We start from the raw sequence: 600 nt of genomic DNA on the forward strand, positions 1-600 counted from the left end.
TTTGGGCAGCGGTCGTAGCGCGTGGCGACACGCCGCCAGTCCTTGGGCCTGCCGAACATGATCTCGATCCTGTTGCGCCTTTTGTACCGGCGCTTATCATATTTCACGGTCTTCTTGCGCTGTTGTCGGCCCGGGATGCAGGCGCGTATCCCTTTGTCTTTCAACGCTTCCCGGAACCAATCGGCGTCATAACCCCGATCCCCGAGCAGCCAATCGACTTTCGGCAGGCTGCCCACCAAAGCCCGTGCGCCGATGTAGTCGCTGACTTGTCCCGCGGTCACGAACAGGCTCGGCGGGCGGCTCTGGCTGTCGCAGATGGCGTGCAACTTGGCCCCTCTCGGGACATTTCCTTCGGAAATACCCTGCCGGGCAGTGGTTCATGCCGCCTTTGGTTCGCCCGATCAGGCGTCCACGCCTCCCTTTTTCACGCCCATGCTGGTCGCTGTGCGCTGTGCGCTGTGCCTTCAGATAGGTTGCGTCGATCATAACGGTCTTCCGTTCGCCGTGATCGGCGGCCAAGCCGAGCATCATCCGCGCGAAGATGCCCTTGTCATTCCAACGTGTCCAGCGGTTGTAGAATGTCTTGTGTGGCCCATATTC

General features: G+C 60.7%; 1 pseudogene. It reads right to left on the bottom strand.

From position 1 onward, the window contains the following. Nucleotides 1-600, bottom strand: a pseudogene (locus ACN5AZ_RS18710) (IS5 family transposase); the annotation flags it as partial.

Origin of the sequence: Sagittula sp. SSi028, assembly GCF_048553715.1 — a bacterium.
In the GTDB taxonomy this organism is placed as follows: Bacteria; Pseudomonadota; Alphaproteobacteria; order Rhodobacterales; family Rhodobacteraceae; genus Sagittula.